Origin of the sequence: Sphingomonas jatrophae, from assembly GCF_900113315.1 — a bacterium.
Classification (GTDB): Bacteria; Pseudomonadota; Alphaproteobacteria; order Sphingomonadales; family Sphingomonadaceae; genus Sphingomonas_P; species Sphingomonas_P jatrophae.
On the sequence record NZ_FOZG01000001.1, the window covers coordinates 296,551 to 322,738 of the forward strand.

At 68.9% G+C, this 26,188-nt stretch carries 29 protein-coding genes and 1 tRNA gene; 13 read left to right on the plus strand and 17 right to left on the minus strand.

The annotated features are described in order from the left end of the window. The first annotated feature begins 100 nt into the window (after positions 1-100). Positions 101-1,153, plus strand: a complete 1,053-nt coding sequence (locus BM360_RS01265) for a Ppx/GppA phosphatase family protein (protein ID WP_093309577.1) — start codon at positions 101-103, stop codon at positions 1,151-1,153. 10 nt (positions 1,154-1,163) lie between these two features. After that, entirely contained in the window at positions 1,164-1,856 is a 693-nt protein-coding gene (locus tag BM360_RS01270; RefSeq protein ID WP_093309579.1) for an RlmE family RNA methyltransferase, read from the plus strand. Between the two features lie 140 nt (positions 1,857-1,996). Here the strand turns inward: BM360_RS01270 and BM360_RS01275 are convergent, their stop codons facing one another. The 7 genes from BM360_RS01275 to BM360_RS01305 all read right to left on the minus strand — a co-directional run bounded on the left by BM360_RS01275 (position 1,997) and on the right by BM360_RS01305 (position 6,416). After that, entirely contained in the window at positions 1,997-3,175 is a 1,179-nt protein-coding gene (locus tag BM360_RS01275; RefSeq protein ID WP_093309580.1) for a glycosyltransferase family 4 protein, read from the minus strand. Positions 3,176-3,226: 51 nt separating this feature from the next. After that, positions 3,227-3,303: transfer RNA gene (locus BM360_RS01280), tRNA-Arg, on the minus strand. 73 nt (positions 3,304-3,376) lie between these two features. Next, positions 3,377-3,766 carry a hypothetical protein gene (locus tag BM360_RS01285; RefSeq protein WP_093309582.1) on the minus strand — a complete coding sequence of 130 codons (390 nt, stop codon included), beginning with the start codon at positions 3,764-3,766 and terminating at the stop codon, positions 3,377-3,379. 32 nt (positions 3,767-3,798) lie between these two features. Then, complete coding sequence (gene nth, locus BM360_RS01290) at positions 3,799-4,473, minus strand: endonuclease III (RefSeq protein ID WP_093309583.1); 675 nt, start codon at positions 4,471-4,473, stop codon at positions 3,799-3,801. Then, the gene (dapB, locus tag BM360_RS01295) at positions 4,470-5,207 is read right to left on the minus strand and encodes a 4-hydroxy-tetrahydrodipicolinate reductase (RefSeq protein WP_093309585.1); all 738 of its coding nucleotides are present in this window, start codon (positions 5,205-5,207) and stop codon (positions 4,470-4,472) included. Before dapB ends, nth begins: the two co-directional genes overlap by 4 nt. Then, the gene (locus BM360_RS01300; protein WP_093309587.1) at positions 5,204-6,016 is read right to left on the minus strand and encodes a DUF72 domain-containing protein; all 813 of its coding nucleotides are present in this window, start codon (positions 6,014-6,016) and stop codon (positions 5,204-5,206) included. The genes dapB and BM360_RS01300 overlap by 4 nt, the downstream gene beginning before the upstream one ends. A gap of 46 nt (positions 6,017-6,062) precedes the next feature. Further along, the gene (locus tag BM360_RS01305; protein ID WP_093309588.1) at positions 6,063-6,416 is read right to left on the minus strand and encodes a glycine zipper 2TM domain-containing protein; all 354 of its coding nucleotides are present in this window, start codon (positions 6,414-6,416) and stop codon (positions 6,063-6,065) included. Between the two features lie 143 nt (positions 6,417-6,559). On the opposite strand from BM360_RS01305, the gene fsa reads away from it, so the two are divergent. Together fsa and BM360_RS01315 are read left to right on the plus strand one after the other, a co-directional pair. Further along, complete coding sequence (gene fsa, locus BM360_RS01310) at positions 6,560-7,213, plus strand: fructose-6-phosphate aldolase (protein WP_093309590.1); 654 nt, start codon at positions 6,560-6,562, stop codon at positions 7,211-7,213. A gap of 29 nt (positions 7,214-7,242) precedes the next feature. Continuing rightward, positions 7,243-8,148: a tyrosine recombinase XerC gene (locus BM360_RS01315; RefSeq protein ID WP_242653247.1), complete on the plus strand. Its 906-nt coding sequence runs from the start codon at positions 7,243-7,245 to the stop codon at positions 8,146-8,148. Positions 8,149-8,152: 4 nt separating this feature from the next. On the opposite strand, the gene BM360_RS01320 is transcribed toward BM360_RS01315, so the two are convergent. The 6 genes from BM360_RS01320 to rsmI all read right to left on the minus strand — a co-directional run bounded on the left by BM360_RS01320 (position 8,153) and on the right by rsmI (position 13,444). After that, on the minus strand, positions 8,153-8,749 hold the full coding sequence (locus tag BM360_RS01320) for a DedA family protein (protein ID WP_093309591.1): 597 nt from the start codon (positions 8,747-8,749) through the stop codon (positions 8,153-8,155). Between the two features lie 61 nt (positions 8,750-8,810). Continuing rightward, entirely contained in the window at positions 8,811-10,835 is a 2,025-nt protein-coding gene (locus BM360_RS01325; protein WP_093309593.1) for a calcium-binding protein, read from the minus strand. 24 nt (positions 10,836-10,859) lie between these two features. Continuing rightward, positions 10,860-11,834: a glutathione synthase gene (gshB, locus tag BM360_RS01330; protein WP_093309596.1), complete on the minus strand. Its 975-nt coding sequence runs from the start codon at positions 11,832-11,834 to the stop codon at positions 10,860-10,862. A gap of 64 nt (positions 11,835-11,898) precedes the next feature. Next, positions 11,899-12,270 (minus strand): YraN family protein, encoded by a 372-nt coding sequence (locus tag BM360_RS01335; protein ID WP_242653248.1) that lies wholly within the window; start codon positions 12,268-12,270, stop codon positions 11,899-11,901. After that, positions 12,252-12,593 (minus strand): hypothetical protein, encoded by a 342-nt coding sequence (locus tag BM360_RS01340; protein ID WP_093309598.1) that lies wholly within the window; start codon positions 12,591-12,593, stop codon positions 12,252-12,254. The genes BM360_RS01335 and BM360_RS01340 overlap by 19 nt, the downstream gene beginning before the upstream one ends. Beyond that, positions 12,590-13,444, minus strand: coding sequence for a 16S rRNA (cytidine(1402)-2'-O)-methyltransferase (gene rsmI / locus BM360_RS01345; protein WP_093309601.1), 855 nt, complete (start codon positions 13,442-13,444; stop codon positions 12,590-12,592). The genes BM360_RS01340 and rsmI overlap by 4 nt, the downstream gene beginning before the upstream one ends. Before the next feature lie 10 nt (positions 13,445-13,454). Here rsmI and BM360_RS01350 point away from each other — a divergent pair, with 10 nt between their 5' ends. Continuing rightward, a complete protein-coding gene (locus BM360_RS01350) occupies positions 13,455-14,645 on the plus strand; it encodes a penicillin-binding protein activator (protein WP_093313556.1) in 1,191 nt (396 codons plus the stop codon). On the opposite strand, the gene hemW is transcribed toward BM360_RS01350, so the two are convergent. Further along, positions 14,642-15,796, minus strand: a complete 1,155-nt coding sequence (gene hemW / locus BM360_RS01355) for a radical SAM family heme chaperone HemW (RefSeq protein ID WP_093309604.1) — start codon at positions 15,794-15,796, stop codon at positions 14,642-14,644. The genes BM360_RS01350 and hemW overlap by 4 nt on opposite strands. 32 nt (positions 15,797-15,828) lie before the next feature. Between hemW and BM360_RS01360 the strand changes: the two genes are divergently transcribed. After that, complete coding sequence (locus BM360_RS01360) at positions 15,829-16,398, plus strand: CAP domain-containing protein (protein ID WP_093309606.1); 570 nt, start codon at positions 15,829-15,831, stop codon at positions 16,396-16,398. 10 nt (positions 16,399-16,408) lie between these two features. Here BM360_RS01360 and rdgB read toward each other — a convergent pair whose 3' ends face one another. Both rdgB and rph read right to left on the minus strand, forming a co-directional pair. Continuing rightward, a complete protein-coding gene (gene rdgB, locus BM360_RS01365) occupies positions 16,409-17,059 on the minus strand; it encodes an RdgB/HAM1 family non-canonical purine NTP pyrophosphatase (RefSeq protein WP_242653249.1) in 651 nt (216 codons plus the stop codon). Next, complete coding sequence (gene rph / locus BM360_RS01370; RefSeq protein ID WP_093309607.1) at positions 17,056-17,772, minus strand: ribonuclease PH; 717 nt, start codon at positions 17,770-17,772, stop codon at positions 17,056-17,058. Before rph ends, rdgB begins: the two co-directional genes overlap by 4 nt. A gap of 104 nt (positions 17,773-17,876) precedes the next feature. Here rph and BM360_RS01375 point away from each other — a divergent pair, with 104 nt between their 5' ends. From BM360_RS01375 to BM360_RS01395, 6 genes are all read left to right on the plus strand, one after another. Next, positions 17,877-19,223, plus strand: coding sequence for a hypothetical protein (locus BM360_RS01375; protein WP_131819148.1), 1,347 nt, complete (start codon positions 17,877-17,879; stop codon positions 19,221-19,223). 34 nt (positions 19,224-19,257) lie between these two features. Then, positions 19,258-20,295 carry a heat-inducible transcriptional repressor HrcA gene (gene hrcA, locus BM360_RS01380; protein WP_093309617.1) on the plus strand — a complete coding sequence of 346 codons (1,038 nt, stop codon included), beginning with the start codon at positions 19,258-19,260 and terminating at the stop codon, positions 20,293-20,295. Next, entirely contained in the window at positions 20,292-20,822 is a 531-nt protein-coding gene (gene grpE / locus BM360_RS01385; RefSeq protein ID WP_093309620.1) for a nucleotide exchange factor GrpE, read from the plus strand. Before hrcA ends, grpE begins: the two co-directional genes overlap by 4 nt. Positions 20,823-20,945: 123 nt before the next feature. Then, positions 20,946-22,823, plus strand: a complete 1,878-nt coding sequence (locus BM360_RS01390; RefSeq protein ID WP_093309624.1) for a hypothetical protein — start codon at positions 20,946-20,948, stop codon at positions 22,821-22,823. Between the two features lies 1 nt (position 22,824). Beyond that, positions 22,825-23,565, plus strand: a complete 741-nt coding sequence (locus BM360_RS19430; protein WP_165611168.1) for a hypothetical protein — start codon at positions 22,825-22,827, stop codon at positions 23,563-23,565. After that, entirely contained in the window at positions 23,562-24,056 is a 495-nt protein-coding gene (locus BM360_RS01395) for a DUF3592 domain-containing protein (RefSeq protein ID WP_165611169.1), read from the plus strand. The genes BM360_RS19430 and BM360_RS01395 overlap by 4 nt, the downstream gene beginning before the upstream one ends. Positions 24,057-24,081: 25 nt before the next feature. On the opposite strand, the gene rimO is transcribed toward BM360_RS01395, so the two are convergent. Further along, positions 24,082-25,428 carry a 30S ribosomal protein S12 methylthiotransferase RimO gene (gene rimO / locus BM360_RS01400; RefSeq protein ID WP_093309629.1) on the minus strand — a complete coding sequence of 449 codons (1,347 nt, stop codon included), beginning with the start codon at positions 25,426-25,428 and terminating at the stop codon, positions 24,082-24,084. Positions 25,429-25,447: 19 nt separating this feature from the next. Here rimO and BM360_RS01405 point away from each other — a divergent pair, with 19 nt between their 5' ends. Continuing rightward, positions 25,448-26,185, plus strand: a complete 738-nt coding sequence (locus BM360_RS01405; protein ID WP_093309631.1) for a glycine-rich domain-containing protein — start codon at positions 25,448-25,450, stop codon at positions 26,183-26,185. Positions 26,186-26,188 lie beyond the last annotated feature (3 nt).

Sequence of the window (26,188 nt, forward strand, 5' to 3'; positions counted from 1 at the left end):
TGCTCGTCGCGCCCCTTGCCGCAGCGGCGTGGCGCCGATAGGCTTCGATCCAAGTCCCGCCGGCCGGTTGCCGGACGGTTTTGAAGAATTGGGGTTCCGCATGGCGCAGCGCGCGGACATGGCGGCGCCGGCGCCGCTTGCCGGCGCCCGGGCGCCCGATCCGGCGAACGGACGGCCGGGGCGGCACGGCGCGCGCACCTATGCCGCGCTGGATCTCGGCACCAACAATTGTCGCCTGCTGATCGCGCGGCCCGAGGGCGACGGCTTCGTCGTCGTCGATGCCTTTTCGCGCATCGTCCGTCTGGGCGAAGGGCTCGCCGCCAGCGGCCGCCTGTCCGATGCGGCGATGGACCGCGCCGTCTCCGCTCTGTCGGTCTGCGCGGACAAGCTGCGCCGCCGTCATGTCAGCCTCGTGCGCTCGGTTGCGACCGAGGCGTGCCGCCGCGCCACCAACGGCGGCGAGTTCGTCCGCCGCGTCTATGACGAAACGGGCATCGCGCTCGAGGTCATCACCGCCGAGCAGGAGGCGCGGCTGGCCGTCCTCGGCTGCCACGCGCTGCTGGAGCCGGGGGAGGGGCCCGCGCTGGTGTTCGACATTGGCGGCGGCTCGACCGAGCTCGTCCTGCTCGATACCGCGCATGCCACGCCGAAGGTGGTCGACTGGTTCTCCGCGCCGTGGGGCGTCGTCTCGCTGACCGAGAGCGAGCCGCACGACGTGCGCGACAAGGTGGCATGCGGCGCCGCCTACGATCGGATGCGCGCGCGCGTGCGGCAGGCCTTCACCGCCTTTGCCGAACGCGCGCTGCCTCCCGGCGATCGCCCGCGCCGGCTGCTCGGCACGTCGGGCACGGTGACGACGCTCGCCAGCCTTCACCTCGATCTGCCCTGCTATGACAGGCGCGCGGTGGATGGGCTGATCGTGCCCGCGGCGGCGATGCGCGGCATCTCCACCCGCCTGTCCGGCATGACCGTGCCCGAGCGGGCGACGCTGCCGTGCATCGGACAGGAGCGCGCCGATCTCGTCGTCGCCGGCTGTGCGATCCTTGAGACGATCCTCGATCTCTGGCCCGCCGACCGGCTGGGCGTGGCCGATCGCGGCATCCGCGAAGGCATTCTCCGCTCGCTCATGGCGCGCGACCGACTGATTCGATGAGGCATGACGCATGAGTAGAGGCGGATCGGGCGGGCGCACCCGCGTGCTCACCGCGCGCGGGCGCACCGCGGCATCGACGCGCTGGCTGGAGCGTCAGCTCAACGATCCCTATGTCCGCCGCGCCAAGGCGGAGGGCTATCGCAGCCGCGCCGCCTACAAGCTGCTGGAGCTGGACGAGCGGTTCGGCCTGCTCAAGGGGGTGGATCGCGTCATCGATCTCGGCGTGGCGCCGGGCGGTTGGGCGCAGGTGGTCAAACGGCGGCGCTCGCAGGCGACGGTGGTCGGGATCGATCTGCTGCCGGTCGATCCGATCGAGGGCGTGACGTTGTTCCAGCTCGACTTCATGGACGATCGCGCGCCCGAACTGCTCTCAGAGGCGCTGGGCGGCCCGGCCGATCTGGTGATGTCGGATATGGCGGCGAACACCGTCGGCCATCCACAAACGGATCATCTCCGCACCATGGGCCTGGTGGAGGCGGGCGTGGAGTTTGCCTGCGAGGTGCTGCGCCCGGGCGGCGCGTTCGTCGCAAAGGTGCTGGCAGGGGGCGCGGATGCCGGCCTCGTCGCGCAGCTGAAGCGCGCCTTCACCACCGTCAAGCATGCCAAGCCGCCCGCCAGCCGCAAGGATTCGAGCGAGTGGTATGTCATCGCGCAGGGGTTCAAGGGCCGCGCTGCTCCGCCGAAGACGGACACGACCGACTAAGGCTGGCTTTGTAGGATCGGACCCGCTAAGAACCGGATAGGTTCTTTCTCAGGTCAGCACGTCGCGCCTTCGGCCGCTGTCAGCGTGTCGGAAAAGGGCGTCTGAGTGTCAACTTTGTCAACTTAACGTCTGTCCGCGCGTCAGCCGAACGGCCCGCGCGGCGGCTGCGCCCCCGTCGAGCGATGGCGGATGATGCGGAGATAGGAGTCGACCAGCGCCTGGTTCACCTCGTCCCAGCCGTATCGGTCGCTCAGCCGCAGCCCCGCTTCTCCCGCTGACCGGCGCGCGTCGGTGTCCTCGATATAGCGCTGGATCGCATCGGCGAACGAGCCGATCGCGCCGGGCGCGACCAGCTGTCCGGTAACGCCCTCGCGCACCAGGCTGGCGCTGCCGGTTGCACGCGCGGCGACGACGGGCAGGCCCGATGCCATCGCCTCCAGCGTGACGTTGCCGAACGTCTCGGTGACGGATGGGTTGAAGAACAGGTCGGCGGAGGCGAGCGCGCGGCCGAGATCGGGGCCCATCTGGTGGCCGACGAACGCGGCATCGGGCAGCCGCTTCTCGAACCAGTCGCGTGCCGGCCCTTCGCCGACCACGAGCACGCGGTGCTTCACGCCGCGGCGTCGCAGCGTCTCCACCGTGTCGGAGAAGACATCGAGGCCCTTCTCCATTACCAGCCGGCCGAGATAGCCGATCGCCACCTCATCATCGGCGATGCCGTGGCTGCGCCGCCATTCCATATCGCGGCGCGACGGACTGAAGATCTCCTTGTCGACGCCGCGCGTCCAGATGCCAACGTCGTAGCTCATCCGCTGCTCGCGCAGCAGCTGCGCCATCGATTCGGAGGGCGCGAAGATCGCATCACAGCGGCGGTAGAAGCGGCGGAGCAGCGCCAGCACCAGCGGCTCGAGGAAGGTCAGGCCGTAATAGCGCGGATAGGTCTCGAACCGTGTGTGGACCGAGGCGACCACCGGTAGATCATGGTTGCGCGCCCAGCTGATCGCGCGATGCCCCAGCACTTCCGGGCTCGCCACATGGACCATGTTCGGCGCGAACTGCTTGAGATCGCGGCGGGCGCTGAGCGGCAGGCCGACGGGCGCACGATATTCCGCGCGCCCCGGCAGCGGGATGGCCGGGATATTGATGACCTTGCCGACCGACGGGAAGGCCGGCTTCTCCGTTCGGGGCGAGTAGATACGCACCGAGGCGCCGCGCTTCAGCAGGTAGCCGACCAGCCGGTTGAGCGCCTGGTTCGCGCCGTCGCGCACGTAATTGTAGTTGCCGGTGAACAGCGCGACGCGCAGATCGGTCACGTCCATGGGGGCGGGTGGTCCCTGTTCTCTCGCCCGATGGGGATCGGCACAGAAAAATGGCGCACCCGAAGGGATTCGAACCCCTGGCCTCTGCCTTCGGAGGGCAGCGCTCTATCCAGCTGAGCTACGGGTGCAGGCCGGAGCGGGGCGGTTAGCAAAAGGGGCGCGCCACCGCCAGCGCGTTTTTGCACCTCGACCAGCTTGGCCTCAGCGCTTCACGCCGCTGACCTGCTGGAACTTGCCCAGGCCGCAGCTCGGACCAGGCCGCAGCCCGCCGCCGACATTGTCAATCACCGTGATGATGTCGACGCTGCACAGCTGGCTGAGCGAGGTACGGTAGGAAAAGGCGCGCTGAAAGCCGAGGCGCGGACAGCTGCGCGGCAGCGTGTTCCGGAACACGCGGTTGTTGTTCATCACGAAGTCGATCACCGAATCCGATCGAACGCGCGTGTCGCGGATCTGGCGGATCTGCACGCAGTCGACCGGCGCACCGATCGGTCTGGCGGCGGCGAGCGCCTCCCGATCCGCCTTGCCGGGCGCGGCAGCGGTCGGAACGGCGATCAGGGCGAGGGCGGCGGCGAGGGACAGGCGGACCATGGCGTAACCTCCGGCCCCGCCGCCACAGGCGATCAGGCGGCGGGTTCGGTCGGAACGCGTTGCGCGCGCTTCGGCTCCGGCGTCTTCGGCTTGTAGCGGCAGAGATCGACCACCGGGCAACGCCAGCATTCGGGCGTTCGCGCCTTGCAGATGTAGCGGCCGTGCAGGATCAGCCAGTGGTGTGCGTGGAGGCGGAAGGGGGCAGGCGTCGCCTTCTCCAGCTTCAGCTCCACCGCCAGCGGCGTCTTGCCGGGGGCGAGGCCGGTGCGGTTGCCGACGCGGAAGATGTGCGTGTCCACCGCGATCGTCGCCTCGCCGAAGGCGACGTTCAGCACCACGTTCGCCGTCTTGCGGCCCACCCCCGGCAGCGCTTCCAATGCCTCGCGGCTACGCGGCACCTCGCCGCCATGCAGGTCGATCAGCGCACGGGAGAGCGCGATGACGTTCTTGGCCTTGGTATTGAACAGGCCGATCGTCTTGATGTGCCCACGCACCCGCTCCTCGCCGAGCGCGAGCATCTTCTCGGGCGTATCGGCCAGGTCGAACAGCGCGCCGGTGGCCTTGTTGACCGACACGTCGGTCGCCTGGGCCGAGAGCGCGACCGCGACGAGCAGCGTGAACGGATTGCGCCAGGCAAGCTCCGTCTCGGGCGCGGGGTTCGCCTCCGCCAGCCGCCGGTAGAATTCGAACGTGTCCGCCTTGTTCACAGGCCGAGCACGTCGCCCATCGTGTAACGCCCGGCAGGGCGCCCCGCGAGCCACAGCGCCGCGCGCACGGCGCCGCGCGCGAAGATGCCGCGATTCTCGGCCCGGTGGCCAAGCTCGATCCGCTCGCCCTCGGTCGCCAGCACGACCATGTGATCGCCCGCCACCGATCCGCCGCGCAGCGCCGCGAAGCCGATGCTGCCGGGGGTACGCAGCCCTGTCCGCTCGGTCGTCACGTCCGCAAGATCGATCCCGCGCCCCCCCGCCGCCGCTTGGCCGAGCAGGAGCGCAGTGCCGGACGGTGCATCGACCTTGTGCCGGTGATGCATTTCGACCACCTCGATGTCCCAATCTTCGCCGAGCGCCTGCGCCGCCTGCTGAACGAGGCGGGCGAGCAGGTTGACGCCGAGCGAGGTGTTCGCGGCCTGAAGGATGGGGATATCTGCCGCCGCTTCATCGATCAGCGCGTGATGCTCGGCCGCGAGACCAGTCGTGCCGATCACGATCGGGCGGTTGGCCGTGCGCGCGGCCTCGAGATGTCCGGCGAGCGCAGATGGCGCCGAGAAATCGACGAGCACGTCGCAATCGCGCGCGAGCGCCAAAGCATCCTCATGCGACCCGATTACCACGCCGTCGCGGTCCACACCGCCGGCGATTGTCGCACCCGCGGTGGGTGCCGCATCGGCAATGGCGCGGCCCATGCGTCCGGCAGCGCCGAGCAACCCGATCCGTGTCATGCCCGTCCCACCCGCTCGATCAGCGCCTGCGCAGCGGCAGGCGCGCGCTCCTTGGCGCCGTTGATGAAGAAAAGGAAAGTCTCGCGCGGCATGGACGGTGCGGGTGCGGGATCGACATAGGCGAGCCCCGCCGGCGTTTCCCCCGCCGCCCAGCCACGAGCGACTGTCGCCCAGTGATCGAGCTCGGCCGCCGGGTAGCCGGTTTCCACGTCCGCCTGTGCGGCCTGAAGGCGCGCGTAAGCGAAATCGCCGGTCAGATCGGCGAACTGCGGAAACTTGGCATCGGCGAAGACGATCGCGACACCGGCCGCGCGTGCCATCGCAATGAAGGCGGGATCGCGGAAGCTCTCATGCCGCGGCTCGATCGCATGGCGCAGTTTCACGCCCTTGTGCGTCGCGGGCAGAAGGCGGAGGAACGCGCCGAAATCGTCCGGGTCGAACTGCTTGGTGGCCATGAACTGCCACAGGATAGGGCCGAGCTTCGGGCCCAACTCGGTCAGGCCGCTGTCGAGGAAGGTGGCAATGCCTTCGCCCGCATCCGCCAGCACGCGGCGGTTGGTGCAGAAACGCGACGCCTTGACCGAGAAGACGAAGTCATCCGGCGCGGCCGCCGCCCACTTGGCATAGGAAGCGGGCGTGGCGAGACGGTGGTAGGTGCCCTCGATCTCAAGTCCGGTCAGCACCGAACAGGCATGGCCCAGCTCGTCCGCCTGCCTCAGCTTGGGCGGATAGAAGACGCCCCCCCGCCACGGCGCATAGGTCCAGCCGCCAATGCCGATGCGGATGGGGGCGGATACGGGTGCGGCCATGCCCGCCGCTTGGCAGAGCATGGCCGCATTGTGAAGGCCGCGTCGATCAGCAGCGACGCCCGTCCGACTTGTCGATCGCGCGACCGGCAAGGGCACCGACGCCGGCGCCAAGGATCGTGCCGAGCGTGCGATCGCCCCGGCCCGCAATCTGGTTGCCGAGCAGGCCGCCCGCGATGCCGCCGATGGCGAGACCGCCATTGCCCTTATCGTAGCAACGCTGGCGACCATAATAACGGCGGTTGTTGTAGTGGCGCCGGCCGCGATAGCCGGCCTGCTGGAACAGGCCGTCATTGCCGCCCTGCTGCCATGTGGCGCGGGCGGGTGCCCAGCTCTGCGCGGGGGCGATGGCGGGGGTCGCGGCGGCGAGCGCTGCGGCGGCGAGGGTGAGGGACTTCATCATGGCAGTTACTCCCTGTCCGGTTGACCACACCCTTTTCGCCGAGTCGCGTTGAGCCGTGCCTGAATGTCGCGTTGGCTGCCGTTCAGGGTCGTTAACTGTGCGGCACGACGCTATAGGGCCGGCCAACCACATAGGAGCCGGCCATGAAGTTTTTCGTCGACACCGCGGACACCGCCGAGATCACCGAGCTTGCCGCGACCGGCCTGCTCGACGGCGTGACCACCAATCCCTCGCTGATCCAGAAGGCGGGCCGCGACTTCATCGAGGTGGTGCGTGAAATCTGCGGCATCGTGCCCGGCCCGGTCTCCGCCGAGGTGGTGGCACTCGATCATGACGGCATGATGCGGGAGGCGGAGATCCTGCGGAAGGTCGCCGACAATGTCTGCATCAAGGTGCCGCTGACGATCGATGGCCTGAAGACGTGCAAGGCGCTCAGCAGCGATGGCACGATGGTCAACGTCACGCTCTGCTTCTCGGCCAATCAGGCGCTGCTGGCGGCAAAGGCCGGCGCGAGTTTCATCTCGCCATTCGTCGGGCGGCATGACGATGTCGGCTTCGACGGAATGCAGCTGATCGCCGACATCCGCACAATCTACGACAATTACGATTTCGGCACCGAGATCCTCGTCGCCAGCGTCCGCCACCCGGTGCACGTGCTGGAAAGCGCCAAGATCGGCGCCGACGTGATGACCGCGCCGCCCGCGGTGATCCGCGCGCTGTTCAATCATCCGCTGACCGAGAAGGGTATCCAGGGCTTTCTGGCGGATTGGGCCAAGACCGGTCAGAAGATCGGCTGAGGCGCAGGCGCGTCCTAGGCGAACGCGACATGCTGCACGATCATCCCGCGCGGATGCTGGCCGACGATTGGGGGCGGCATCTGGCGCGGGACCGGCGACGGTCGGCGCACACGGTGCGTGCCTATGTCGCCACGGCGCACCGGCTGATCGTGTTCCTCGGCCATCATCGCGGCGCGCTGGTGGATGCAGCCATGCTCGGCACATTGGAGGCGGCCGACCTTCGTGCCTTCCTGGCAGCGCGGCGGAATGAAGGGCTCGGCAACAGTTCGGCCGCGCGCGAGCTTTCGGCGGCGCGCGGCTTCGTGGCTTTTGCCGGCGGCGGCACGGCCGCCGTGCCGCGCCTGCGTGGCCCACGGGTCAAGCGGGGCGTACCGCGGCCGGTGGCGCCGGCGGATGTGGTGGGTCTCGCGGATCTCGTCTCCGATGCGCAGGACGAACCGTGGATTGCGGCGCGCGACCGGGCGGTGCTGCTGCTGCTCTACGGTGCCGGGCTCCGCGTCGGGGAGGCCATGGCGCTGACCGGCGCGGCTTTGCCGCTGGGCGAGACGCTGGTCGTCACGGGCAAGCGCGCGAAGACGCGCATCGTGCCGCTGATCGCGCCGGTGCGGGCTGCGATCGAAGCCTATCTCGCGCTCTGCCCTTGGCCAGCCGGGCGGGGTTTGCCCCTGTTCAGGGGCGCCAAGGGCGGTCCGTTGTCGGCCGATCTGGTCCGCCGCGCGGTGCGGTTGGCGCGTGCGCAGCTGGGGCTGGACGCGCGCACGACGCCGCATGCGCTCCGGCACAGTTTCGCCACGCACCTGCTCGGCCGGGGCGCGGATCTGCGCGCGTTACAGGAGCTGCTCGGCCATGCCAGCCTGTCGTCGACGCAGGTCTACACCGCGGTCGATGCGGCGCATCTGCTCGACGTCTATCGCGCGGCGCATCCCCGCGGTTGAAGCGTCAGGCTTTCCGCCACCGGATCACGCGCCACACATAGACGACCAGCAGCGCGACCAGGATGCCGTTCGAGATCGGGCCGAGCCAGCGATCGATGTCGCCGTAACGCTCGCCAAGGGCATGCCCGGCATAAGCAAGCGCCGCCGTCCAGCCGGTGGTGCCAAGCGTCGACCAGACCAGAAACGACGCCAGCGGCATCTCGAACAGGCCCGCCGGGATCGACACGAGCGAGCGGACGGTGGGCACCAGCCGGCCGAGGCAGACGAACCAGCGGTTCCAGCGATCGAAGAAGCGGTCCGCGCGGTCCACCTCCTTCTCCTGCAAGGTCAGCCAGCGGCCATGCCGGCGGACGAGGCGCTTGAACCGATCCACACCCAGTCGCCGCGCGACCAGATACCAGGCCAGATTCCCGATCATCGCGCCGATCACGCCCGCCGCGATGGCCCCAGGCAGCGACAATTCGCCCTTGCCCGCCTGAACGCCAGCGAAGGACATGATGATCTCCGATGGGACGGGCGGGAAGATCGTCTCCAGCAGCATCAGGCCGGCGACCGCCAGATAGCCGCCATCGCGGATGAGAGTGCCGATCCAGTCGCCCATCGCCGTCCTTCCGCTGCGTCCGCAGGTAAGCGGGAGAGAGCGCGCGTGGTTCCCCGGGCGATCAGGCGAGCGTGAAGTCGCCCGCGGAGAGGAGCGGATTGCCAATGAACCGCGCGATCAGCAGCGCCGCTACGATCCCGTTTCCGTCCGGGTCGTAGAAGAGGCCGCCAACACCCGCGTTGTAGATGACGTGATCGTCTGCATCGAGCGCGCGGGTGCCGAGGCGGAAGTTCTCCGCGCCAAGCGCCGCGCCGAGCGGCTCGTCTGCAAAGGCGGAGAAGATGCTGCGATCGAGCTGCACGCGATCCTCGCCGAGGGTGAAGTCGAGCACCGTGTCGCGCTCGGCCGCGGTCTCAAGTGTGTCGAACACGAACACGTCGGTGCCTGCGCCGCCGCGCAGAGAATCCGATCCGGTGCCGCCGGACAGGTAATCGATGCCGTCGCCACCCTCGATCGTGTCGTTGCCTGCATCCCCGATCAGCAAGTTGTTGCCCGCATTGCCGAAGATCTGGTCCGCGCCGATGCTGCCGTAGCCGTAGACGTCGGCACTGCCGGTCAGGCGCAGCCGCTCGACATTCTGCGGGAGAGCGAAGCCGACGCTCGACACGATCATGTCAAAGCCCCCGTCGACGTCCTCGTGGATCATCGGCAGGCCGGCGCTCACATCCTCCACATAATAGACGTCCGGACCGGTGCCGCCAGTCGCCTCGTCACCGCTGCCGAGCCCGTAGAACTGGTCGTAACCGTCACCGCCGAACAACAGGTCTGCGCCCGCGCCCGCGCGCAGGATGTCGTTGCCGGCGCCTGCGTCGATATAGTTGCTGAAGCCGCCGCCCAGTTCGTCATTGCCGGCGCTGCCCTCGAAACGAAAGCTCTCGAAGCCGGAGAACAGGTTCTTGCCCACCAGCATGGTGCCGTCTGCACGAACGGTGGCGCGCGCTCCCGGGAAAGCGGCGAGGCTGAGCGTGAGGTGATCCGCGCCGAGGCCACCATCCATCTGCACCTGCGCGCCTGCGACGAACGCGGCACCATCGATCGTGACCAGATCGACGCCGTCCGCTAGCGTCACCGAAAGCTTCTCGATCCCAGCCAGATCGACGCCATTGTAGCGGCTGATCGTGCCGGCGAAGCCGCCGGTGCCATCGCTATGCAGCTCGGTCTCCCAGAACCGGTTGGTGCCGGAGAGGTCGATACGCGCATAATCGTAACCGGCCCCGCCATCGATGGTAATGCCGTTCGGACGCAACAAGGTGAAGCTGTCGGCGCCGCTGCCGCTCGCGACGGAGGAGCCCGCCGAGTCGATCAGACGAACAAAATCGTTGCCGCTGCCCAGTCGCGCGTCAATCGTCTCGATGCCCGCGGCGTAGCTGCGATCCTGGATGAAGGGCGTATCGTACAATCCATTCTGGACGACGCTGACGCCCTCGGTGGTCGCCGCATAGTCTATGACCCAGATGTCGCGGCCGGCGCCGCCATCGATGCGATCACGCCCGCCGCGAGTGACGATCGTGTCGTCGCCCGCGCCGCTGGCGATGTTGCTTGTGCCCGCACCCACCTCAATCACGTCCGCACCGCCTGCGGTTGCGATTGCGTTTGTGCCGCCGTCGACCCGCACCTCGTAGGATTCAAATCCGTTGAAGGTAGAGCCGAAGCTGTTTGTGACCCCGCCGGATGCTCCCACCTTGAAGGTCACGTTCGACAATGCCGTGGCGAGCAGGCTCAACCTGTCATAGCTGCCGCCGCCTGCATCGATGGCAAGGCTGCGGCCTGCCACCGGTCCGGTGATCGTGGCATAGAACCAGTCGTCGCGAGCACCGAGCCTCGCCTCGATACGCTCGACCCGAGAGAAGGAGACGACGTCGTCGCTGACGCGCGACTGGATGGTGCCGGACCAGCCCTCCGCATCGAGCGTCACGTGCGACGGAAAGCGCGCGCGCACGAGATTGCCCGCGCTGAAGTCGACCAGCAACCGGTCGTTTCCCGCGCCGCCGTCGACCGTGTCGAAGCCGCCGCCCGGACGGATGACGTCGTCCAGCGGCGTGCCCGCCAGTGTGTCGTCGCCAGCCGTTCCGGTGATGTCCGCCATGAGCCTGCTCCCCCGTGCGGCGGATTAGGCCGCGTGCGTACCTGCCGCAAGCGCCGCCACCTTGGCCTCGATCGCGTCCCAGATCAGGGCGGGCGTGTCGGTGCCGTTGAAGCGATCGATCGCGACGATGCCGGTGGGAGAGGTGACGTTGATCTCGGTCAGATGCCCGGCGATCACGTCGATGCCGACGAACAGCAGGCCACGCCGCGCCAGTTCCGGCCCCAGCTTCGCGCAGATCTCCAGCTCGCGAGCGGTCAGGTCGGTCGCTGCGCCGGAACCGCCGACCGCCAGGTTCGAGCGGATCTCGCCTTGCTTAGGCAGGCGGTTTACCGCGCCGGTCGGCTTGCCGTCGACCAGCACGATCCGCTTGTCCCCCAGCCGCACGTCGGGCAGGAAAGCCTGCACCATGAACGGTTCGCGCCACACCTGCCCGAACAATTCGGTGAGCGCGGCGAGGTTCGCATCGGCGCGGCCGACATGGAACACGGCGGAGCCCGCATTGCCGTAAAGCGGCTTGATCACGATCTCGCCATGCTCGGCATGGAAGGCGCGCGCATCCTCCAGCCGCCGGGTGATCAGCGTCGGCGGCATGAACTCGGCATAATCGAGCACGAACAGCTTTTCAGGCGCGTTCCTGACCGATGCCGGATCGTTCACCACCAGCGTCTGATGCGCGATCCGCTCGAGCAGGTGGGTGGCCGTGATGTAGGCGAGATCGAACGGCGGATCCTGACGCATCAGGATCACGTCTGCCTCTGTGCCCAGGTCTAGCATCTGCGGCTCGCCGTCCCAGGTGAAATGGTTCCCCACCTCGGCCCGCACCGTCAGCGCGCGTGCAGGTGCCGTGACGCGGCCGTCGCGGTAGCTGAGGTCACCCGCCTGATAGTGGAACAGCCGGTGCCCGCGCTTCTGCGCACCGAGCATGATCGCGAAGGTGGAATCGCCTGCGATGTTGATCGTCTCGATCGGGTCCATCTGGACGGCCACGGTGAGGGACATGTGCGGCAAACTCCTGCCCATGAGCTTCGAGCGGAGCGGGGGTTAGGCGTTCCGGCCGGGTCTGTCACCCGATCCAGGCATTCTCGATATGCCGGATTGCCTCCCCCGGTGCGACAAGCAGCACGTCGACGCGGATATCCTGCCCCTCACCGGCAAAACGCGGCGCCAGCACCTCGGCCGCGGCGGCCACGCGGGACAGGCGGGCGGCGTCGATGGCATGATCCAGCTCCGCTGCCGTCGCGCGCGTCTTGACCTCGACGAAGGCGATCAGTCCCGGTCGGCCGGCGACCAGATCGACCTCACCCGCCTTGGTCCGCACGCGCCGCGCGAGGATTTCCCAGCCGGCGCGTTCGAGGAACCGGGCCGCCGCATCCTCGCCCAGCCGCCCGCGCCGCTCGGCAGCGAGGCGGCGCGGGCTTACCGGCAGCGGCGCCACTCCACCTGTTCGCCGTCGATGTCGGTCAAGCGCAGCCGATCGGGCGCGATCCGCTGCAGCCGGCTGACGCGTGAGGCGCCGCCGGTCGGCTCGCCTTCCGCATCATAGGGCCATTCGGTCAGCTTGCCCGCGGTCAGCCGCCAGACGCCGCCTTCCTGCATCGAGGCATAACTGCCGTCCGCCCGCCAGCTGCGGGCTTCCTCTCCGGCGCACGCTTCCGCATCCTGCGCGGAGGCATCGCTGACGGGCACCCAGCGGCCTGCCAGCCATGCGGGGGTGGGAGCAGGCTGCGCCACGGCGGCGAGCAGCAAGGCAAGGATCATTCGGCGTCTCCCTTCATGGTCATCGCCTTGGCGTAGAGCTCGGGACGGGGGACGCCAGTGACGCGGGACACTTCCGCCGCCGCCTTGCTGGCCGGCAGGCGGGAGAGCGCGTCGCGGAGCAGGGTCTCGACATCCTCCTCGTCCGGGGGCGGGGCGGCACCGGGCGGGGCAATGACGATCACGATCTCGCCCTTGGGCGTCGTCTCCGCATAACGCTCGGCGAGCATAGAAAGCGGCGCGCAGACGGCTTCCTCATAGGCCTTGCTGATCTCGCGCGTCACCGCCGCGTCCCGATCGCCAAGACCTTCGGCCAGCGCGGTCAGCGCGGCGTGCAGGCGGGGACCGCTTTCATAGAAGATGAGGGTCGTGCGCACCGCGGCCACCTCGGCAATCGTGGCGGCGCGGGCGCCCTGCTTGGCGGGCAGGAAGCCCATGAACAGGAACCGGTCCGTCGGCAGGCCGGCCAGGGTCAGGGCGGCGATCGCGGCGCAGGGACCGGGGATGGTCGTCACCGCATGGCCGGCGGCCCGGGCATCACGGACCAGCTTGAAGCCCGGATCGGAGATGAGCGGCGTGCCGGCGTCGGACACCAGGGCGATCGCCTGCGTGCCTAGCCGCTCGATCAGGCCGGGGCGCACCTGATCGGCATTGTGATCGTGATAGGGCATCATCGGCCGCTTGGCGCCGATGTGGCGGAGCAGCTTGGCGGTGACGCGGCTGTCCTCCACCGCCAGCACATCGGCACGGGCGAGAATGTCGGCAGCGCGTGGGCTGAGATCGGCCAAGTTGCCGATCGGCGTCGCGACGATATAGAGGCCGGGCGATAGCCCGCCCGCGGTCGAGGTCGGCATGGAGGATGACATGGCAGACCCGCACGGCTCACCGCAACCGCGTATCTCCTTCGGCAGGCGTGGCGCGCTTGCCGGCGCGCTGTCGCTCATGGCGCTGGCGGGCTGTACCACCGTCGTGCCGCGCGGCGCCCCCCCGCCGGACCGCGCGCCGCCGCCCGGACGGCCGCAGCCGACGCAGCCCGGTCAGCTGCCGAGCGATGCGCAGCGCCACCGCGTCGCGCTGCTCGTGCCGCTGTCCGGCGGCAATGCGGGTGTGGGCCAGTCCATAGCCAATGCCGCCACCATGGCGCTGCTCGACACGGGTGGCACGAAGGTGCGCATCACCACCTACGATACGGCGCTGGGTGCGGGGGCAGCGGCGGCGCGGGCGCTGGCGGATGGCAATCGCCTGATCCTCGGACCGCTGCTGGCGGAGGATGTGCGTGCAGTGGCGCCTGCCGCGCGGGCGGCGGGCGTACCGGTGATCGCCTTCTCCAACGACGCCTCGGTCGCGGGCAACGGCACCTATCTGATGGGCTTCTCTCCCGCTCAGTCGATCGAGCGGGTGGTGGCCTATGCGCGCTCGCGCGGCATGACCCGCTTTGCAGGTTTGGTGCCCGGCGGCATCTACGGCCGCACCGCTTCCGCCGTGCTGATCCGCGCGGTGGAGCAGGCGGGCGGCAGCGTCGCGGCGATGCAGACCTATGAGCGGCAGCCGCAGGCCATCGCTGCTGCCGTCGCGCGGCTGGGCCGCGAACCTTATGACGCCGTGCTGATCGCCGATGGCGCACGCGTGGCGATCCAGGCGGCGCCGCTGGTCCGGCGTGGCGGCGGCGCGAAGGCAAAGCTCCTCGGCACCGAATTGTGGGAGACGGATCCGGCCATGGCGACGTCGGCGGCGCTGAACGGCGCTTGGTTCGCCAGCGTTTCGGACACGATGTACCGCCAGCTCTCGACCAAATATCGCGCCCGCTACGGCAAGGGACCATATCGGCTGGCGAGCCTCGGCTATGATGCGGTGCTGCTGACGGTACGCATCGCCAGCGAGTGGCGGGTCGGCACGCCATTCCCAGCGCGGGAGCTGACCGAATCCGGTGGCTTTGCCGGGGTGGACGGGGCCTTCCGATTCCGCCGTGACGGCATCGCCGAACGCGCGCTGGAGGTGAACGAGGTTGGCGGCGGCAAGGTCAGCACCGTGTCGCCCGCACCACGCGGCTTCTAGGCGAGCAACTCGCCGATCACGGCATTCAGCACCGGCATGCCGGCGGCGGTGACGATCAGCCGCGTGCCCTCCCGCCGCACGAGGCCAAGCGACTGCAGACGCGCAGCCTTGGTCTCGTCGAGCGGGGCGGCGGCGCCTGCGGTGGCGGCGATCGCGGCGAGATCGGCGCCTTCCGTCAGCCGCAGGCCCATCATCAGCGCCTCGGTCGCACGTTCTTTGGAGTCGAGCAGGGTTTCCTCTTGCAATCCATGCCCCTGCGCATCGACCCGCGTCAGCCAGTTTTCCGGCTTGCGATGCCGCACGGTGGCGACCCGCCCGCGCCGCCCATGGGCGCCGGGGCCGATCCCGGCATAATCCTGCCCCCGCCAGTAGACGAGGTTGTGCCGGCTCTCTTCACCCAGACGGGCGTGGTTCGACACCTCATAGGCGGGCAGGCCGGCGGCCTCCGTCATCGCGCGGGTCATTGCGAACAGGTCGGCGGCGACATCCTCGTCGGGGATCGTCAGAAGGCCCTTGGCGGCGAGCGTGGCGAAGCGCGTGCCCGGCTCAACCGTCAGCTGATAGAGCGAAAGATGCCCGGTGCCGAAGGCAAGCGCGCGGGCAAGCTCCGCCTCCCACGCCGCAAGCGACTGATCCGGCCGCGCATAGATCAGGTCGAAACTGACCCGGCGGAAGCTCGCCTGTGCGGTGTCGAGCGCTGCCAGTCCTTCCGCCAGTCCATGGGCGCGGCCGAGGAAGCGTAGCGCGGTGTCGTCGAGCGCCTGTAGACCGAGGCTGACGCGATTGACCCCGGCAGCGGCGAGATCGGCAAAGCGCGCCGCTTCGACCGAGGAGGGATTGGCCTCCAGCGTGATCTCAGCACCGGGCAGCAGCCCGAATCGCGCGTCCGCCGCCTCGATCAGAGCCGCCACCGTGGCGGGCGGCATCAGCGACGGCGTTCCGCCACCGAAGAAGATCGAGCCGAGCTTGCGGCCGGGCAGCATCGACGATTCATACGCAAGATCCGCAAGAAGCGATTTCTGCCAGAGCTGCTGATCTACGGAAGTCCTGACATGACTGTTAAAGTCACAGTAAGGACATTTAAGGACGCAGAACGGCCAGTGAATGTATAAGGCTAGCGGCGCTTCGGGTTGAACTGACGGCGCGGTCATGGGCGGCTCGGGCGAGTGTTTGCGAGGCGCATATGGCGAGTGGAAATGTCGGGCGAAAGCTGGCGGCGGCGGTGGTGCTGGTCGTGCTCACCACGGCGGCGGCCCCGGTCCGATTGATCGAGTGGCGCACGGCGTGGCCGCAGGCGCCCCGCGCGCCCGAGACGATGCGCTCTGCCATGCTGGAGGGGCACAATCGCGCCCGGGCAGAGCTGGGCCAGCCGGCGCTGGAATGGGATGAGCGCCTGGCGCGTGATGCAGACGCCTATGCGCTCGACCTCGCCCGTACCAACCGGTTCGAGCATGCTGCGCAGGACGGCTGGAACCCGCAGGGCGAGAATCTGTGGCGCGGTACGCGCGGTGCGTTCCGGTTCGAGGAAATGGTCGGTCACTGGATCTCGGAACGGCGCAACTGGAAGCGCGGGCGGACGCCCGATTTCTCGCTTACCGGGCAGTGGGGCGACGTCGGCCATTACACGCAGATCGTCTGGCGCGGCACCAAGCGCGTCGGCTGCGGCATCGCGACAGGTGCACAGGCCGACGTGCTGGTCTGCCGCTATTGGCCCGCCGGCAACGTCATGGGCGTGGACGGGCTGACGAGCTGACGCCCGCGTCTCAGAACAGCGCGGCGACAAGCTTGCGGAACGCATCGGCGCGGTGGCTGACGCTGTGCTTGAGATCGGGGTCCAGCTCCCCGAAGGTCGCGGAATCGCCGTTGCGGACGAACATCGGATCATAGCCGAAGCCGCGATCGCCCCGCGGCGGCCAGGCCAGCATGCCGTCGACCCGGCCCTCGAACGTCTCGATGTGCCCGTCGGGCCAGCAGAGCGACAGGGCGCAGACGAAATGCGCGTCACGCCCCGCATCGGGCCCGCGCTCCGCCAGCCGATCGTGGACGCGCTGCATGGCGACGGCGAAATCCTTGCTCTCGCCGGCCCAGCGGGCGGAGAAGATGCCGGGATCTCCGCCGAGCGCCTCGACGCACAGCCCCGAGTCATCGGCCAGCGAAGGCAGGCCGGACAAATCGGCCGCTTCCCGGGCCTTCAGCTCGGCATTGGCGGCGAAGGTGGTGCCCGTCTCCTCGGGTTCGGGCAGGCCGAGCGCGCCGGCAGACACCGTCTCGATCCCGAACGGGGCGAGCAGCGCACCGATCTCGCGCACTTTGCCGGGATTGTGCGTGGCGAGGACGAGCTTGCCCCGGCTAAGCTTGCGGTGCGGCACCGGATCGGGGCCGCTATCGTCGTCGCGCGCCAGTTCCTCGCTCACCGGCCGGTCGCCTTGCGCTGCGCCGCGAAGATCTCGCCGCAGCCGATCCGGGCGAGCCGCAGGAGACGCAGGAGCGCTTCCTCGTCGAACGTCGCGCCTTCGGCGGTGGCCTGCACCTCGGCGATACGGCCATCGCCGGTCAGCACGAAATTGGCGTCGGCATGCGCGTTCGAATCCTCGATATAGTCGAGGTCGAGCACGGCATTGCCCTCGTGGATGCCGCAGGAGATGGCGCCGACCTGGGCGAGGATCGGATCCTCGGTGATGTCACCGGAGGCGATCAGCTTGTCGACCGCCAGGCGCAGTGCCACCCACGCGCCCGAAATTGCCGCGGTGCGCGTGCCGCCATCGGCCTGGATCACGTCGCAATCGAGCGTGATCTGCCGCTCGCCCAGGAGCGTAAGGTCGGTCACCGCGCGGAGCGACCGGCCGATCAGCCGCTGGATCTCCTGCGTGCGGCCGGATTGCTTGCCCTTGGCCGCCTCACGGCTGCCGCGCGTGTGCGTGGCGCGGGGCAGCATGCCATATTCGGCGGTGACCCAGCCCTTGCCCTTGCCGCGCAGAAACGGTGGCACCCGCTCTTCCAGCGAAGCGGTGACGAGCACGCGCGTCTCGCCGAACGAGATCAGCGCCGAGCCTTCTGCGTGACGGGTGAATCCGGTTTCGATGCTGATCGCGCGCATCTGATCGGGAGCGCGGCCGGATGGGCGCATGAGGCAAGCCTTGAAGAGAGGGTCTGAAGTCGCCGCCTTAGCCCCGGCACCTGCCGAGGGGAAGCGTTCACGGCATCTTAGCGGGGATGTGCGATGGGCGCGGCATGGCCAAGGCGATCTCCCTCACGCGGCACTTGGGCGGCAGGATTGCCGCGCTGCTTCTGTCGGCGCTGCTGCTCATGTGGGTGGCGCTGGCGAACGGCTATCCGCTGCTGTTCTCGGACAGCGGCACCTATTTGCGGATCGGCACGGAGCTCTATTTCCCGAACGATCGGCCGGTCACCTACGGGCTGATGCTGCTGCCGTTCGTCCGCGTCGGCGGCGTGTGGCTGGCGGTTGCGGCGCAATGTCTGGCCGCAGCGTGGCTGATCGGCCGGCTGCTGACGGTGGTTGGCATCCGGGGAGCCTGGATGCTGCCGGCGGTGGTCGCAATGCTTTGCGCCGGCACGAGCCTGCCCTGGTTCACCGGCCAGCTGATGCCCGATGTGCTGACCGGTTTGGGCGGACTGATCGTCCTGCTGATCGTTTGCGGCTGGGATGGGCTGGCGCGGTGGGAGCGGGTGGCGCTGCCGCTGGCGCTGGCGGGCTGCGTGGCGGCGCATCTCAGCCATCTGCCGATCTTCGCCGCGACCGCCGTGGCGGCCGGCCTGCCGCGCTGGCGCCGTCCGGTCGGGGCGGGTGCGGCGCTGGTGGCGGTGATGTTCGGCCTGCTGGTCGTTTGCAGCTTCAATCTGGTGGGCGCGGGCCGGTTCGTGCCGTCCCTGCAGAGCGACGCCTTCCTGCTCGCCAAATTGCTCGATCAGCGAATGGCGCAGGCGCCGCTTGCCGAGGCGTGCGCGCAAGGCGAGCTGCCGCGATTGTGCAGCGCTCGCAAGCGGTTCGATCGTCAGGACGACCCGATGCCGGGGCAGAGCTGGCTATGGGCGCTGGACACGCCCCGTGTCGCGCTGGCCGCTGCGGACGAGCAGGCGCTCGCGGCGGAGGAGAAGGCGCTCGTCGGCCGCACGCTGAGTGCGCGATCCGGTGAGATCATCCCGATGGCGATCGCCAGCACCGCCCGCCAACTCGTTACCGCGCGGACGGGTGACGGCATCCAATATTGGGGACCGGAGATGCAGGTGCAGCAGCAGGTCGCCGCACTCGGCGACAGCGCCGCCTTTGCCGCGTCGCGCCAGCAAAACGGCAGGCTCGGCGGCATGGGCCGCGGATTGCATCTGCCCGTGGCGCTGCTCTCCGCGCTGCTGGTCTTAGTTCTGGCATGGGCGGCGTGGCGGCGGCGGGATCCGTTTGCGGGCGGGCTGATCCTCGGCACGATCGTGCTGGTAGTCGCCAATGCGGCGGTCTGCGGCATCCTCTCCGGCGTGTTCGACCGCTACCAATCGCGCATCATCTGGGTGCTGCCGTTGATCGCGATGGTGCTGCTGGTGCGGCAGCGCCGCGCGGCGGATTGAGCGGCCGGCCGCGACGCCCTACATTCCGGCGGCAATGACGACGCCGCCGATCAGCGAACTGACGACCCGCGCCCGCGAGGTGTTCCGCGTGGTGGTGGAGGGATATCTCGGCACGGGCCAACCGGTCGGCTCGCGCACCATCTCGCGCCTGGCGGGGCTCAGCCTCTCGCCCGCCTCGATCCGCAACGTGATGCAGGATCTGGTGGAACTCGGCCTACTGGAAAGCCCGCATACGAGCGCCGGCCGCGTCCCCACCGAACAGGGGCTGCGCCTGTTCGTCGACGGCATGATGCAGGCGACGGCGCCCAGCGCCGAGGAGCAGGCGCAGATCGAATCGCGCGTGCGTGGACCGGTCGAGGACGCGCTGGCGGCGGCCTCCGCCACCCTGTCAGGCCTCTCGGCCTGCGCCGGCATCGTGCTGGTGCCCGCACGCGAACCGGTGCTGCGTCAATTCGCCTTCGTCCCGCTCTCGCCCAACCAGGCGATCGCCGTTCTGGTGGGGGCGGACGGGACGGTGGAGAATCGCGTCGTCGATCTCCCGCCCGGCATCTCGCCTGCCGCGCTGACGGAGGCGGCGAATTACATCAACGCCCGGCTGGCCGGCCGCACGCTGCGCGAGGCCGAGGCGCTGCTGCATAGCGAGATCGATCGCGGGCAGGCGGCGCTGGATGCTGCAGCGGCCGAACTGATCGGCCGTGGTCTCGCCCGTTGGTCCGAGGATGGGGCGAGCCGACCGGTGCTGATCGTCCGCGGCGCCGCCAATCTGATCGACCCTGCCGCGGCCGCCGATCTGGAGCGGGTGCGCCAGCTGCTCGACGAGATCGAGGGCAAGGCCGAAATTGCCCGCCTGCTCGATTCCGCGCGGCTCGGCCGAGGCATGAAGATCTTCATCGGTTCCGAAAACAAGCTGTTCTCGCTGTCCGGCTCGTCCGTCATCGCCGCGCCCTATCGCGGCGGGGACGGTCAGGTGGTCGGCGTGGTCGGCGTGATCGGACCGACGCGGTTGAACTATGCCCGGGTCGTGCCCATGGTGGATTTCACCGCACAGGCACTGACGAGATTAATGGCATGACCGACGATACCGAGATCAAGACCCCGGAGAACGAGGCCGAAACGCCCGAGACGCAGGCGGAGGCGCCCGCCACCGCCCGGCTGGAGGCGGAGCTGGAGAAGCTGCGCCAGGACGTGCTCTACGCCCAGGCGGAGACGCAGAATGTCCGCCGCCGGCTGGAGCGCGAAAAGGCGGATGCGACCGCTTATGCCTCCACCAAGTTCGCCCGCGACATGCTGTCCGTGGCCGACAACCTGTCCCGCGCGCTTGCCGCCATTCCGGCGGAGCTGCGCGAGGATGAGAAGATGAAGGGCCTCGTCACCGGCCTCGACGCCACCGGGCGGGAGCTGGACAACGTGTTCAGCCGGCACGGCGTGACGAAGATCGAGGCGATGGGCCAGAAGCTCGACCCCAATCGCCATCAGGCGATGGTGGAGCTGCCGTCCGACCAGGAGCCCGGCACCATCGTGCAGGAGATGCAGGCCGGCTACATGTTGCGCGATCGCCTGCTGCGGCCCGCTCTGGTGGGCGTCGCGCGCGAGGGCTGAAGCCGACGCCCGGCATCGGCCTGTGATGCCAGGCACTGACGGGGCCTGTCCCTCTGCCGCAAGGCACTTGCATCCGCCCGGGTGACCTCCGATGGTCCACCCCGGCGGTGCGCGAGGGGGATCATGGCCCGGCCGATAGACATTCACCTGCCCGGCGGGACGATCCTGCTGACGCCGCCAGGGCTGCTGCCCGATCGCCTGATCGGCAGCAAGTTCGCCGTCCGAGATGGACGCGCGCTGATCCGGCTGCGCGCGAGCGCGACAGGGCTGTCCGATCTCCGCCGTGCGTTCCACCTGCTCGGGCTGCACGTCGATCCCCGGTTTGCGGGCGATCTGGGCCTGATCGGTGCGCTAGAGCAGGCGGTCGCCCGCCGCCGTCTCGACCTCCACTGGTTGCCCGAAGACTGCGCCGGCGAGGTGACGCCGCGCGCCGACCTGCGGGACCGCGTTCCCCGTCATGTGCGTGACTGGTTCGCCGCCGAGAAGGTGCGCGAAGCGCTGACCCGCGCGCGTCCGCGGATGCGGCGCAAATATGATCGCCTGATGGAGCAACTGCTCGAGCCCAAGCACCTGGTTGTCGCGCTGCCGCTGATCCTCGATCTAGCCGAGCCCAAGGGCGGCGGCGAGCTGCTGGCATTCGCCTTCTCGGCCGGTCGCTGGGAAGGGCCGACTGCGATGGAGGCGCTGGCCAAGGCCACGGCCGAGTGCATCGTTGCCGATGACGAACGCATGCTGGAGCGGGCGGCGGATGCCTATGCCGACGCGCTGACCGCCCTTGATTCGCTGGTGCTCGGCCGCTTCGTCGCCCGGCTGGGCACCAAGGGCATCCAGCCCAACGCTCCGCCGGTCGAGAGCAAGATCAAGGCCGCAGCCGCTCGCCCCGCGCCGCGCCCGGCGCCGGTCAGAGTGGAGCCGAAGCCGGCAGCCAAGCCCGCGCAGAAGGCGTCGATCGCAACCGAGCCGACGCCGGAGCCCAAGAAGGCCCCTGCTGCGGAGCCGGCGTGCCGCCTGACGAGCATGAAGCTGACCTGCGAGCATGGTCGCACGGCCGGTGCGGAGAAGATCCTTGAGGTGGTGCCCAAATCCACCGCTTCGATCGGCGACAAGATCACCAGCCGGATGACGATGGCGGGCGGGTGCGGCAGCCATCCGTCCTACGCGATCGACGGCTTCTTCACCTACCGTGGCAAGGGCGCGACGTTCGACTTCCTTGCCAAGACCTTCGATGCGTCCATCCGTGGGCTGTTCTCGTTGAAGAACGTCACGCCCCACACCTACTCGGTTTCAGGCAACGCGTGCGCAGGCGGGGACACCTACCAGGTGCGCGCCTATCCGCCCGGCCAGATCTCCGGCAAGTTCGACGTCAGCGGCTTCGTCGAGCGGATTGCCGACGCGCTGAAATACCTGCCGATGGCACCCGATTCGCCACTGAAGCTCCTGCGCGGCGCGATCACCTATGCCGGCGCCTGGAAGGAAGACGAAGGTAGCTGGAAGGCCTTCTACGAGATGTCGGTGGGCGGCGGCTACGATCCGCTGGTCGGGCTGGTGTATGACGGCCCGGTCTATCCGGTGACGCTCGTGCCCGGCTTCATGAGCAAGTGGGGCGTCGAGGCGGGCCTATTCTGGGATATCGCGCTGGGCGTCGGCCTCAGCGTGACAGCTGTGGGCAAATATTGGCCGCACGACAACAAGACCGCCTGGAACGATCTGAAGGTGGAAGGCGGCGGTGCTGCGAGCGGCGGCTTCTCCCTCAGGCTCGAATTGTGCAGCCCCAAAGTAGTCAAGGCAGCGATCAAGGGCACGATCGGCGTGGAGGCGAAGGCGAGCTCCACGTCCACGCGCAACAGCCCGAACATCGAACTGGAGTTCAACATGCAGTTCACCGGGGCGAAGGGCATCATCACCCTGGCGGCCGCTTTCGAGCTGCTCGAGTGGAACCGCGAGTTCCAGCTGCTCCAGCCACGCCCGCTGTTCGATCCTCCCTTGAAGAAGACCCTCTGACATGGCCGATGCCGTTCAACTGATCGTCGATGCTGACGTGGCCGGGCTGCAGGCCCGGCTTGTCTTCAACGATGCATGGGAAGAGATTGTCGACGGTGCCGAGCGGACCCGTTTCGCGGCACGTCTCGGCTCCTGGGCGCAGCCCGGGCCGAACCGGCTGGTCGTCCAGTGGCGCCCGCTTGCGGCACCCTCGGCGGCGCCGCCGGTCCTCATGGTCCAGCTGCGCAAGGCGACGCCCGCGGCGAGCGAGACGCTCGCCCGGTTCGAGCGCACGGCCGAGGCTCCGACCACGGGTGCGACGCAATTGGACATCGCGTTCGAGCCGGTCCAGCACTGGGCATGGCTGGATGCCGAGCGGCGTGCCGCGCTGACGCCTGACGACCGGGCGGAGATCACCGCGCTCATGCGGCGCCTCTACGATGCGCTGGTCGCCCGCAGCGTGCCTGCGCTCACGGATCTGCTGCGCCACTCCATCAGCGAACAGGCGGTCGCGCACGGAGGCACGCCCGAGGACATGATCGCCGACTTCGAGGAATCCATGGGCGAGCGGATGGACGAGCGCTGGCAGGTGCGCCCGGTCGATCCGAATGCACTGGCGATGACGCCGAAAGGGGAGGGGCGCCTCGTCCATGTCACCGGAGCCGGCGGCGCGCCCGCGCTTGCCGCCATGTCCGGCCGTGGGCCGTGGTTCCTGTCGCCCTATGTCGCGCGGATCGGAGGCGTGTGGCAGATCGTAAGGTGACCTGGCTGAGCTATGCGGCCGCTCTGTCCCTCGGCCTCGCGCTGATCGCGGGCGGGTTCGGCGCGTTCGTCTACTCGCTGGAACGGCGCGTAGCGGCATTTCCAACCGTGCCCGGCCGGATCATCGCCAGCGAAGTCGTCCGCCGGGGCATGCACGACAGCAATCCGGGCAAGAGCTCACCCGTGCGCCAGCGCTGGGTGCTCGATGCGCGTTATGCCTACCGCGTCGACGGCCGGGATTATGTCGGCACGCGCCTTTCGAGCCGGGTGCTCATGGCGTCTGCGGAAGGGGACACGCCCGCGCCCGACTGGTTGCGCGCGCGTGCTGCCGACTATCCGCCGGGCCGCGAGGTCATTGTCCGCTATCGACCCGGTCAGCCGGACGACGCCGTGATCGAGATCGACATGTCGGCCTCACGCCTGCTGTTCAGCATCGCCGGCGGAGCACTGGCGCTGGCCGCCCTGCTGGCGATCGCAAGGCGGTTCGTCTGAACCGTCGGTGGGCGAACGGCTGCGCCTAGCGCGCCGATCCCACCGGCACGCCGTAGAGGTCGTGCTCGTCCGCATCCTCGACCTCGACGGCGACGATGTCGCCGACCGAGAGATGCCCCGCATCGCGCAGCTGGACCTCACCGTCGATCTCGGGCGCGTCCGCCTGCGAGCGGCCAGTCGCGCCGCCCGACTCCGCATCGACGGCGTCGATAATGACCTCCAGCGTGCGGCCGATCTTGGCCTGGAGTTTGGCCGCCGATATGGCGGCGGTGCGCTCCATCAGGCGAGCGTAACGCTCTTCCTTGATCTCCTCGGGCACCGGATCGGGCAACGCATTGGCGGGCGCGCCTGCGACCGGCTCGAAGCGGAACGCGCCGACGCGGTCGAGCTGCGCCTCGTCCAGCCAATCCAGCAGATATTCGAAATCCGCCTCGGTCTCGCCCGGGAAGCCGACCACGAAGGAGGAGCGGATCGCGATATCGGGGCAGATCGCCCGCCAGCCCCGCAGCCGTTCAAGCACCTTGGCCTCGTTCGCCGGCCGCTTCATCGCGCGCAGCACATTGGGCGCGGCATGCTGGAAGGGGATGTCGAGATAGGGCAGCACCAGTCCTTCCGCCATCAGCGGCACGACCTGGTCGACGTGCGGATAGGGATAGACGTAGTGGAGCCGCACCCATGGCGCGATCCGGCCCAGCTCCCGCGCCAGATCGGTCATGTGCGGGCGCACCTCGCGGCCCTGCCACAGGCGCGGTTCGTTGCGGATGTCGATGCCGTAAGCGGACGTATCCTGGCTGATGACGAGCAGCTCGCGCGTGCCCGCGGCCACCAGCTTCTCCGCCTCGCGCAGGATGGCATCGGGCCGGCGGCTGACCAGATCGCCGCGGATCGACGGGATGATGCAGAAGGAGCAGCGGTGATTGCAGCCCTCCGAGATCTTCAGATAGCTGTAGTGCCGCGGCGTCAGCTTCAGGTCCCGCTCCGGCACCAGGTCCAGAAAAGGCGAGGGCGGCACCGGCGCCGCCTCGTGCACCGCGCCGACGACGCTTTCATATTGATGTGCGCCGCTGATCGCGAGCACCTGAGGGAAACGCGCGCGGATCGCTGCAGCCTCGTCCCCCATGCAGCCGGTGACGATGACGCGGCCATTCTCCGCGATCGCCTCGCCGATCGCCTCCAGGCTCTCCTCCTTGGCGGAGTCGAGAAATCCGCACGTATTTACCAGCACGACATCGGCGCCGGCATAATCGGGCGACATGGCATAGCCGTCCGCGCGCAGCTTGGTCAGGATGCGCTCGCTGTCGACGAGGTTCTTCGGACAGCCGAGCGAGACCATGCCCACGCGGGGCGGGGAGGGGAGGACGGTTTCGGTCATGGATCGCGCGCAAATAGGGATGAATGCGGCGAAAGTCACCCACCGGCGCTCCTATCGCGACGATCCGGTCTGGCAGGCGCTGGCGGCGATGCGGATCGGGCCGGCGGGCGCCGCTCTCGGCTTCAGCGAGCGGCTGGCGCGGGAGAATGGCTGGAGCGCCAGCGAGGCGGATCGCGTGATGGGCGAGTATCGCCGCTTCCTCTACCTTGCGGCAAATGGACCCGTGACGCCATCGGACGCGGTGGATCAGGCGTGGCACCTGCACCTCTCCTACTCGCGCCATTACTGGGATGAACTTTGCGGTCGCATCCTGCGCCGCCCGCTGCATCACGGCCCAACCGAAGGCGGGACGGCGGAGGCCGCGCGCTATCACGATCGCTATGTCGCGACGCTCGCCGCTTACCAGGCGACGTTCGGCGGGGTGGCGCCCGCGGACATATGGCCGACGCCTGCGGACCGGTTCGCTGTTCGCGGTCGCCGGGTGGACATGGCGACCCATTGGGTCGTGCCGCGGCCGACGTCTCGCATGATCGCAGCGCTGGCCGTGTTGCCGTTGCTTGCGGCCTGTACGCAGGGTGCCTCTGATTGGCTGTTCTGGGGCATTGTCGCGGTTGTGCTGGCCGCTTGGTTGAACGGGTCGAAGCGGCGCAAGGCTCGTAGCGGAAAGCGCGACGCTGGCGGGTGCGCTGGCGGAAGCTGCGGCAGCGACGGCGATGGTGGCGACGGCTGCGGCGGTGGCTGCGGCGGAGGTGACTAAGCG

Excerpts from the sequence above, each read along its gene's own strand:
- BM360_RS01265 (WP_093309577.1), top strand. The coding sequence starts at position 101 with ATGGCGCAGCGCGCGGACATGGCGGCGCCGGCGCCGCTTGCCGGCGCC.
- BM360_RS01270 (WP_093309579.1), top strand. The coding sequence starts at position 1,164 with ATGAGTAGAGGCGGATCGGGCGGGCGCACCCGCGTGCTCACCGCGCGC.
- BM360_RS01275 (WP_093309580.1), bottom strand. The coding sequence starts at position 3,175 with ATGGACGTGACCGATCTGCGCGTCGCGCTGTTCACCGGCAACTACAAT.
- BM360_RS01285 (WP_093309582.1), bottom strand. The coding sequence starts at position 3,766 with ATGGTCCGCCTGTCCCTCGCCGCCGCCCTCGCCCTGATCGCCGTTCCG.
- dapB (WP_093309585.1), bottom strand. The coding sequence starts at position 5,207 with ATGACACGGATCGGGTTGCTCGGCGCTGCCGGACGCATGGGCCGCGCC.
- BM360_RS01300 (WP_093309587.1), bottom strand. The coding sequence starts at position 6,016 with ATGGCCGCACCCGTATCCGCCCCCATCCGCATCGGCATTGGCGGCTGG.
- BM360_RS01305 (WP_093309588.1), bottom strand. The coding sequence starts at position 6,416 with ATGATGAAGTCCCTCACCCTCGCCGCCGCAGCGCTCGCCGCCGCGACC.
- fsa (WP_093309590.1), top strand. The coding sequence starts at position 6,560 with ATGAAGTTTTTCGTCGACACCGCGGACACCGCCGAGATCACCGAGCTT.
- BM360_RS01315 (WP_242653247.1), top strand. The coding sequence starts at position 7,243 with ATGCTGCACGATCATCCCGCGCGGATGCTGGCCGACGATTGGGGGCGG.
- BM360_RS01320 (WP_093309591.1), bottom strand. The coding sequence starts at position 8,749 with ATGGGCGACTGGATCGGCACTCTCATCCGCGATGGCGGCTATCTGGCG.
- BM360_RS01325 (WP_093309593.1), bottom strand. The coding sequence starts at position 10,835 with ATGGCGGACATCACCGGAACGGCTGGCGACGACACACTGGCGGGCACG.
- gshB (WP_093309596.1), bottom strand. The coding sequence starts at position 11,834 with ATGTCCCTCACCGTGGCCGTCCAGATGGACCCGATCGAGACGATCAAC.
- BM360_RS01340 (WP_093309598.1), bottom strand. The coding sequence starts at position 12,593 with ATGATCCTTGCCTTGCTGCTCGCCGCCGTGGCGCAGCCTGCTCCCACC.
- rsmI (WP_093309601.1), bottom strand. The coding sequence starts at position 13,444 with ATGCCGACCTCGACCGCGGGCGGGCTATCGCCCGGCCTCTATATCGTC.
- BM360_RS01350 (WP_093313556.1), top strand. The coding sequence starts at position 13,455 with ATGGCAGACCCGCACGGCTCACCGCAACCGCGTATCTCCTTCGGCAGG.
- hemW (WP_093309604.1), bottom strand. The coding sequence starts at position 15,796 with ATGACCGCGCCGTCAGTTCAACCCGAAGCGCCGCTAGCCTTATACATT.
- BM360_RS01360 (WP_093309606.1), top strand. The coding sequence starts at position 15,829 with ATGGCGAGTGGAAATGTCGGGCGAAAGCTGGCGGCGGCGGTGGTGCTG.
- rph (WP_093309607.1), bottom strand. The coding sequence starts at position 17,772 with ATGCGCCCATCCGGCCGCGCTCCCGATCAGATGCGCGCGATCAGCATC.
- BM360_RS01375 (WP_131819148.1), top strand. The coding sequence starts at position 17,877 with ATGGCCAAGGCGATCTCCCTCACGCGGCACTTGGGCGGCAGGATTGCC.
- hrcA (WP_093309617.1), top strand. The coding sequence starts at position 19,258 with ATGACGACGCCGCCGATCAGCGAACTGACGACCCGCGCCCGCGAGGTG.
- grpE (WP_093309620.1), top strand. The coding sequence starts at position 20,292 with ATGACCGACGATACCGAGATCAAGACCCCGGAGAACGAGGCCGAAACG.
- BM360_RS01390 (WP_093309624.1), top strand. The coding sequence starts at position 20,946 with ATGGCCCGGCCGATAGACATTCACCTGCCCGGCGGGACGATCCTGCTG.
- BM360_RS19430 (WP_165611168.1), top strand. The coding sequence starts at position 22,825 with ATGGCCGATGCCGTTCAACTGATCGTCGATGCTGACGTGGCCGGGCTG.
- rimO (WP_093309629.1), bottom strand. The coding sequence starts at position 25,428 with ATGACCGAAACCGTCCTCCCCTCCCCGCCCCGCGTGGGCATGGTCTCG.
- BM360_RS01405 (WP_093309631.1), top strand. The coding sequence starts at position 25,448 with ATGAATGCGGCGAAAGTCACCCACCGGCGCTCCTATCGCGACGATCCG.